The organism is Segeticoccus sp., assembly GCF_035708005.1.
In genome coordinates this window covers 1-7,698 of the sequence record NZ_DASSTI010000096.1, presented here as the reverse complement: position 1 = coordinate 7,698, position 7,698 = coordinate 1, and the positions used below count along the sequence as shown (strand labels likewise).

Annotated in this window: 5 protein-coding genes; 2 read left to right on the top strand and 3 right to left on the bottom strand. The window is 71.9% G+C overall.

Annotated features, from left to right (window positions below):
- Window positions 1-144 precede the first annotated feature (144 nt).
- Window positions 145-1,137: an inorganic phosphate transporter gene (locus tag VFL99_RS09895; protein ID WP_325106182.1), complete on the top strand. Its 993-nt coding sequence runs from the start codon at window positions 145-147 to the stop codon at window positions 1,135-1,137.
- Window positions 1,138-1,171: 34 nt separating this feature from the next.
- On the opposite strand, the gene VFL99_RS09890 is transcribed toward VFL99_RS09895, so the two are convergent.
- Genes VFL99_RS09890 through mshD form a run of 3 tightly spaced genes read right to left on the bottom strand, consistent with a single transcriptional unit; the run spans window position 1,172 to window position 5,463 of the window.
- Window positions 1,172-2,200, bottom strand: a complete 1,029-nt coding sequence (locus tag VFL99_RS09890) for an NUDIX hydrolase (protein ID WP_325106181.1) — start codon at window positions 2,198-2,200, stop codon at window positions 1,172-1,174.
- Window positions 2,197-4,458: an RNA degradosome polyphosphate kinase gene (locus tag VFL99_RS09885; RefSeq protein ID WP_325106180.1), complete on the bottom strand. Its 2,262-nt coding sequence runs from the start codon at window positions 4,456-4,458 to the stop codon at window positions 2,197-2,199. The genes VFL99_RS09890 and VFL99_RS09885 overlap by 4 nt, the downstream gene beginning before the upstream one ends.
- Window positions 4,459-4,470: 12 nt before the next feature.
- Window positions 4,471-5,463, bottom strand: coding sequence for a mycothiol synthase (mshD, locus tag VFL99_RS09880; RefSeq protein WP_325106179.1), 993 nt, complete (start codon window positions 5,461-5,463; stop codon window positions 4,471-4,473).
- A 201-nt stretch (window positions 5,464-5,664) separates the two neighbouring features.
- On the opposite strand from mshD, the gene VFL99_RS09875 reads away from it, so the two are divergent.
- A complete protein-coding gene (locus VFL99_RS09875) occupies window positions 5,665-7,542 on the top strand; it encodes a bifunctional metallophosphatase/5'-nucleotidase (RefSeq protein ID WP_325106178.1) in 1,878 nt (625 codons plus the stop codon).
- Window positions 7,543-7,698 lie beyond the last annotated feature (156 nt).

Here is a 7,698-nt window from a genome sequence, read left to right as displayed (position 1 = left end):
GCCGAGATGTTCAACGACGGCTCCGACGCGATCGCGATCCTCAAGCTCAAGGAAGTGATCGACGAGCTGGAGTCCGCCGCCGACGCGTTCGAGACCGTGGCGAACACGGTCGAGAGCATCGCCGTCAAGGAGTCCTGAGCCGTCGTGGACTGGCTGCCGGTCGCCCTCGTCATCCTCCTGGCGATGGGCTTCAACTACACCAACGGATTCCACGACGCCGCCAACGCCATCGCCACCTCGGTGTCGACCCGCGCCCTGACCCCGCGGATCGCGCTCGGCATGGCGGCCGCGTTCAACCTCGCCGGCGCCTTCCTCGGCGAGGGCGTCGCCAAGACCGTCGGGTCGGGCATCATCGACCCGCCGGACGGGCACCAGGGACTGGTGATCGTCGCCGGGTCACTGATCGGGGCGATCGGCTGGAACCTGCTCACCTGGTGGTACGGCCTGCCCTCCTCGTCCTCGCACGCGCTCATCGGGGGGATGGCCGGCGCGTCACTCGCCGCCGGGACCACGGTCCTGTGGTGGGGCATCGTCGACAAGATCATCATCCCGATGGTGCTCTCGCCGATCATGGGCGTCATCCTCGGCTTCCTCGTGATGGCCGCGATCCTGTGGCTGTTCCGGAGGGCCAACCCCGGCCGGGTCTCCCGCGGGTTCCGCACGGCGCAGACCCTGTCCGCGGCAGCGATGGCGCTGGGGCACGGCCTGCAGGATGCGGCCAAGACGATGGGCATCGTGGTGCTCGCGCTGACCGTCGGCGGCTACCACGAGGGCAGCCACATCCCCTGGTGGGTCAAGGTGGTCTCGGCGCTGGTGATCTCCGCGGGCACCTACTCCGGTGGCTGGCGCATCATGCGCACCCTCGGGCGGCGCATCATCCACCTCACGCCGCCGCAGGGCTTCGCCGCGGAGACGACGGCGTCGGCGATCCTCTACGTCGCCGGCATCGGCTTCCACGCCCCGATCTCCACCACGCACACGATCACCGCCTCGATCATGGGCGTCGGCGCCACCAAGCGGCTCTCCGCCGTGCGCTGGGGCGTGGCCGGCAACATCGTGGCCGCGTGGATCTTCACCTTCCCCGGCGCGGGGATCGTCGCCGCGATCGGCTACTTCATCCTGCACGCGGTCACCTGACGCACGCGGCCACCTGACGCACGCGGTATGCCGGTCACGGCTGGTGCCGCTCGACCGCCACCACGCGTGCGCTCGCCCCGGTGCCGCTGACGTGGGCGATGACCGCCTCACCCTTGGCCACGGCCGACTTCGGGGCGTCGCCGTGCGCGTCCCGCAGCACCTCCGCCGGCTCGGCGTCGGCGTGGTCGGCGAGCAGCTCCAGCAAACCTGGAAGCACCTCGCCGTGCGTGCACAGCACGGTGGGCCGGCCGTTGGCCAGGACGGCGCTGAGGCAATCCGTCGACAGCACCTCCGCCACACCGGCCGACGGGGCCGTGCCGTCGCCGGCCGGCTCGACGCCGAGCGCCCCGGCCGGGACCGTCTCGACCCCGCCGGAGGTGCTGAACGGCACCACGGTGTCGACGCACCGCTGCGCGGGGGAGGTGAGCACCTGCTGCACCCCGAAGGCGCCCAGCAGCGGCGCAAGGCGCTCGGCCCGGCGACGGCCCTTGCCGGTCAGGGGGCGCACCCGGTCCGGGCCACGCCAGCGCTCACGGGCCCGCGCGTGGGCGTGTCGCAGCAGGACCACCGGCCAGGTGTCGAGGCCACCCTCCCGGTCGGCCCGGGTCAGCGCCTGCAGCTGCTCCCGGTCGTGGGCGTAGCTCAGCGCGGCGGTGGCCGCCACGACGTCGAGCCAGGTGACCTCGTCGACCTCGTGCAGGAGCCGGCCGTCTCCGCCGGTGACCGTGCCGGCCCAGTAGCGCACCTGCTTGCTGCGCCACCCGTTCGGCCGCGCGGCCTGGTAACTGGCCCCGGGCAGAGGTCGCCCGAGCCGGACCTGCAGGCCGGTCTCCTCGAGCACCTCGCGCACGGCCGCGGTGGACCAGTCCTCGCCGGCGTCCAGCTTGCCCTTGGGCCAGGACCAGTCGTCGTAGCGCGGTCGGTGCACCAGGGCGACCTCGAGCCGCCCCTCCCGGCGGCGCCATGGCACCGCGCCGGCGGCCAGCACCACACGGGGGTCCCTGCGGGCGGCGGCGCCGGCTCGGGGGGCGAGCCCGCGCACGGGCTCCTGCTGCCGGCTCATGCGCGACGGCGACGGGCCTTGCGGCGGCGCTTGGCGTAGCGCTCGATCAACGAGACCTGCAGGTCCTGCAGCGGCCGGCCCTTGCTGTCGACGTGCTCCCGGGTCCACCGGCCCTGCGCGTCGAGTTCCCAGCGCGAGATCCGATCACTCATGCCGGCGTCGAGCAGGTCGCCCAGCGCAGCGACGTGGGTCGGGTCCTCGATCGAGACGAGCGTCTCGACGCGCCGGTCGAGGTTGCGGTGCATCATGTCGGCGCTGCCCAGGTAGACCACGGGCTGCCCGCCACCACCGAAGTAGAAGACGCGGGAGTGTTCCAGGAAGCGGCCGAGCACCGAGTGCACCCGGACCCGCTCGGACAGTCCCGGGACGCCCGGCCGCAGCGCACAGATCCCGCGCACCCAGATGTCGACCTGCGCGCCCGCCTGGGCGGCGCGGTAGAGGGCGTCGATGACCTGCTCGTCGACGATCGAGTTCACCTTGAACCGCACCAAGCCGCTCCCGTCGGAGCGGGCGCGCTCGGCCTCGGCGTCGATCTGCTCGACCAGCCCGCTGCGCACCGACCGCGGTGCGACCAGCAGCCGCTTGAACTTGGTCCGCGGTGCGACACCGGAGAGCTGGTTGAACAGCCGGGTCAGGTCCTCCCCGACCTGGTCGTCGCAGGTGAGCAGCCCGAGGTCCTCGTACAGCCGCGCGGTCTTGGGGTTGTAGTTGCCGGTGCCGACGTGGCAGTAGCGGCGCAGGCCCTCGGCCTCCTGGCGCACCACGAGGCACAGCTTGGCGTGGGTCTTCAGCCCCACCATGCCGTAGACGACGTGCACCCCGGCTTGCTCCAGCTTGCGCGCCCAGCTGATGTTGGCGACCTCGTCGAAACGGGCCTTGATCTCCACCACGGCCAGCACCTGCTTGCCCGCCTCGGCCGCGTCAATGAGGGCGTCCACGATCGGCGAGTCCCCGCTGGTGCGGTAGAGGGTCATCTTGATGGCCAGGACCGAAGGGTCGGCTGCGCTCTGTTCCAGGAAGGCCTGCACCGAGGTCGAGAACGAGTCGTAGGGGTGGTGCAGCAGCACGTCCTTGTGCCGCACCGCGTCCAGCACGTCACTGGGGGCGGCGCGCTCCACCGGCGACAGGTCCGGGTGGGTGGTGGGCACGAACGGCGGGAAGTGCAGGTCCGAGCGCTCCAGCTCGGCCAGCAGCTCGAGGCCGCGCAGGTCCAGCGGCGTGGGGATGCGGTAGACCTCCTCACCGCTCACCCGCAGCTCCCGCACGAGCAGGTCGAGGACGTGGGCGTCGATGTCGTCTGCGACCTCGAGCCGCACCGGCGGCCCGAACCGCCGCCGGGGCAGCTCCTTCTCGAGCGCCACCAGGAGGTTCTCGACGTCGTCCTCCTCGACCTCGAGGTCCTCGTTGCGCGTCACCCGGAAGGTGTAGTGCTCGCGCACCTCCATCCCGGGGAAGAGCTGGTCCAGGTGCGCGGCGATGACGTCTTCGAGCGGGACGAAGCGCTCGGCATACCGGACCTCGCGGGAGTCCTCGGCCACGGCACTGGGGGCGACGCGCACGAACCGCGGCAGCAGTGGGGGCACCTTGACCCGGGCGAAGTGCTCGCCGCCGGTCTTGGGGTGCACCAACAGGACCGCGAGGTTGAGGGAGAGCCCGGAGATGTACGGAAACGGGTGCGCGGGGTCCACGGCCAACGGGGTCAACACCGGGTAGACCTGCTCGCGGAACATCGCGTGCAGCGCCTCCTGCTCGGCGTCGCCGAGGTCCTCCCAGCGCACGATCGCAATGCCCTCGCGGTCCAGCGCGGGCCGCACCTGCCCGTGGAAGACCCGCGCGTGCAGGTCGGCGAGCTCGTGCGCCCCCCGGGAGATCTCCTCGAGCACCTCCCGCGGCTCCAGCCCGGAGGCCGACCGCACGGCCAGCCCGGTCGCGATGCGACGCTTGAGGCCGGCGACGCGCACCATGAAGAACTCGTCGAGGTTGCTCGCGAAGATCGACAGGTAGCGGGCCCGTTCCAGCAGCGGGACCGTGTCGTCCATCGCCAGCTGCAGCACCCGCTCGTTGAACTGCAGCCAGGAGATCTCGCGGTCCAGGAAGCGGTCCGGCGGCAGGTCGGGTGCCACCGGCAGCCCGGGCACCACCCGCATGAACCGCCCGTCCGGCGACCGGGGCAGGGCGCTGGAGATCGCCGGCAGCGCCGACACCGTGCTGTCGGTGGCCTCCGCCGCCGTCGCGGCCGGGTCCCCCTTGGGGCTCATGGCCCTACTGTGTCACGCGCTCCCGTGCGGCGCCGCGTACATCACGTCCACCGCGGACCGCTCGAACCCGAGCCGCGCGTAGGTCGCCAGCGCCGCCTCGTTGTCCCCGTCGACGTAGAGCGTCGCCTCGTCCAGCCCCAGGTCGCGCAGGTGTTGCAGACCGAGCACGGTCACCACCTTGCCCAGGCCCCGACCCTGGTATGCCGGGTCCACGCCGACCACGTAGACCTCACCCGCCGTGGGATGCCCCTGTGGGTCCTCCGGCGGCTCCACCTTGGTCCAGTGGAAGGCGGCCAGCGTCGGCCGGTCCGGCACCGTCGCCACGTCCTCGACGAGGATGAACCCCTTGGGGTCGAACCACGGCTCGGCCATCCGCTGGTCGAGGTCGGCCCGGGTCATGCGGCCCTGCTCGGCGTGCGAGGCGAAGGCGCGTGCGTTCACCCGCAGCCAGGCATCCTCGTCGGAGTCCCCGATGGCCCGTTTCGCGGCTCCTGCGACGTCGCCGCTGGCGGCCCGGCCGGGCTCGAAGGAACGCGCCACGAAGCCCTCCGGCAGTTCCACCGCGGGAAGCTCGGTCCACTCGCCGTGCAGGGGGCGACGCATCTGCCACAGCTGGCGCACGCTCTCCAAACCGGCCGAGGATGCGAGGGCCCGTCCGGCCTCCAGGTCCCCGTGCGCCCACACACGCGCACGGGGATCCTCGGCGAGCACGGCGTCCAGCAGGGCGCGTCCGACACCGCGGCGGCGCGCGCCGGGGGCGACCACCACCTCGGCGGAGGAGGGGTCGTCGGGCCCCTCGCCCGGCGTGCGCTGGGCGTAGCCGACCAACCGCGCGTCGTCCCCCACGAGGTAGTGGCGCACGCCGGGATGCCCGTCGCCGCGCACCACGAGCAGCGTCTGTTCCGAGAGCGGCCGCACCTGATCGGCCAGCGCTGCTGCGCCGGCCAGCTCCAGGACCTGCTCCACCTGCCCGGGGTTGAGCCGATCGGCTCCGTCCACCTGCATAGGCGGCATTCCATCACGGAGCCGACCGGGAGGTCGCGCGGCCTGCAGCTTCCGCCCAGACCCGGTGGCGTGCCCCCGCTTCCGCATCCCTTCCGCGTGACGCGACCGTCCCGCTAGCCTTCACCGATCGCGAGCCCCTCCGTGGTGCAACCCGGCGCCCGGCGGCCGGCTCGCGTCACACCCTGGAGGAGACACCCACCCATGTCGAGACGAAGCCGACGCCTGACCGGCGCCGTGGTGGTCAGCGTGGCCGCCACCGCGGGCCTCATTGCCAGCAGCACCGCCTCGTGGGCCGCGCCCGACGGCCCCGCCAGCGCCCACCCCGGGGCCGCGAAGGCGCCCACGGGGGACCACGGAAAGGGCCGGGCCAACGGTCCCACCATGGACATCCAGATCCTGTCCTTCAACGACTTCCACGGGAACCTCGAACCCCCGACCGGCTCCAGCGGCCGGATCGTCGCCGGGCACCAGCTCGTCGACGGCACGGCGAAGGACGTCACCGTCGATGCCGGCGGGGTGGCCTACCTCGCCACCCACCTGAAGCAGGCCCGCAAGGGCCACCGCAACACCGTCACCGTCGCGGCGGGCGACATCGTCGGTGCCTCCCCGCTGCTGTCGGCGGCCTTCCACGACGAGCCGACCATCCTCGCGATGAACAAGCTGGGCCTGGACGCCACGGCGGTGGGCAACCACGAGTTCGACGAGGGCTACCAGGAGATCCAGCGCCTGCAGAAGGGCGGCTGCCTGGACGACGGCGACGGGCAGAACAACCAGAACTCCTGCCCGACCGGCAGCTTCCCGGGGGCGAACTTCCAGTTCCTCGCCGCGAACGTCACCTACCAGGGCACGAAGCGGACCATCCTGCCGGCCTACTGGGTCAAGAAGATGCACGGCGCCAAGATCGGCTTCATCGGCATGACGCTGAAGGACACGCCCAACATCGTCACCGCCGCCGGCGTCGCCGGACTCGACTTCCACGACGAGGTCGCCACGGCGAACGCGCTCGTGCCGGTGCTCGAGAAGCAGGGCGTCAAGGCGATCGTCGTCCTGATCCACCAGGGCGGGTTCCCGACCACGGAGAAGTGGACGGACCCCCAGGGGGCGACCCACGATGCCAACCCGTCCTACGACTGGGCCTGCAGCAAGGGCGGTGCCCTCGACCCCAGCTCCCCGATCCTGCCGATCGCGCAGCACCTGTCCCCGCAGATCGACCTGGTCATCTCGGGCCACACCCACCAGCCCTACGTCTGCGACGTGCCGGACCCGAACGGGCAGCCGCGGCTGGTGACCTCGGCCTCCTCCTTCGGCCGGCTCTACACCGACACGGAGCTGTCCTACGACCGGCGCACGCAGGACATCGTGCGGTCCTCGGTGAAGGGCACGAACATGGTCGTCACGCGGGACGTGGCCCCCTCCGCGGCCGAGAGCACGCTCATCCAGAGCTACCAGCAGCTCGTCGCGCCGATCGCGAACAAGGTTCTGGGCACGCTCAGCACCGACGTGACGAGGAAGGCGAACGCGGCCGGGGAGTCCCAGCTCGGTGACCTCATCGCCGACGCCCAGCTCGCCGACCCATCGGTGGTGACCGACGGCAAGGAGCCGGTGGTCGCCCTCATGAACCCCGGCGGCATCCGGGCCGACCTGCTGGCCGGCGAGGTGACGTACGAGGACGCCTTCACGGTGCAGCCGTTCAACAACTACCTGGTCTCGATGGACCTGACCGGGAGCGAGATCCTGCAGGTGCTCGAGGAGCAGTGGAGCGGGGTCAACAGCGCGAGCAACCCCAAGGTCCTGCAGGTCGCCGGCATCGAGTACGCCTGGTCCTCCGCCGGCGGCACCCGCCACGTCGTCCCGGGGAGCGTCACGGTCAACGGGATGGCGTTGGACGAGGGCGCGACCTACCGGATCGTGACGAACAACTTCCTCGCCGGCGGCGGGGACGGGTTCGGCACGCTCGGCGACGCGGCCGCATCCCAGACGGTCTACTACGGCGGCCTGGACATCGACGCCTTCGCCACCTACCTGGAGGCCCACTCGCCCTACACCCCGGGCCCCCTGACCCGCATCACCCAGCAGTAGCGTCCGCCCCCATGTGGGCACTGACGACCCCGTCGGTGGCGTTTCCCCCGGTTCAGTCGGCCGGACTCGCCACCGACGGGGTCGTCAGTCGTGCGGGGTGCGGCGTGGCCGGGATGAAGCGGTAGCCGACGTTGCGGACGGTCCCGATCAACGCCT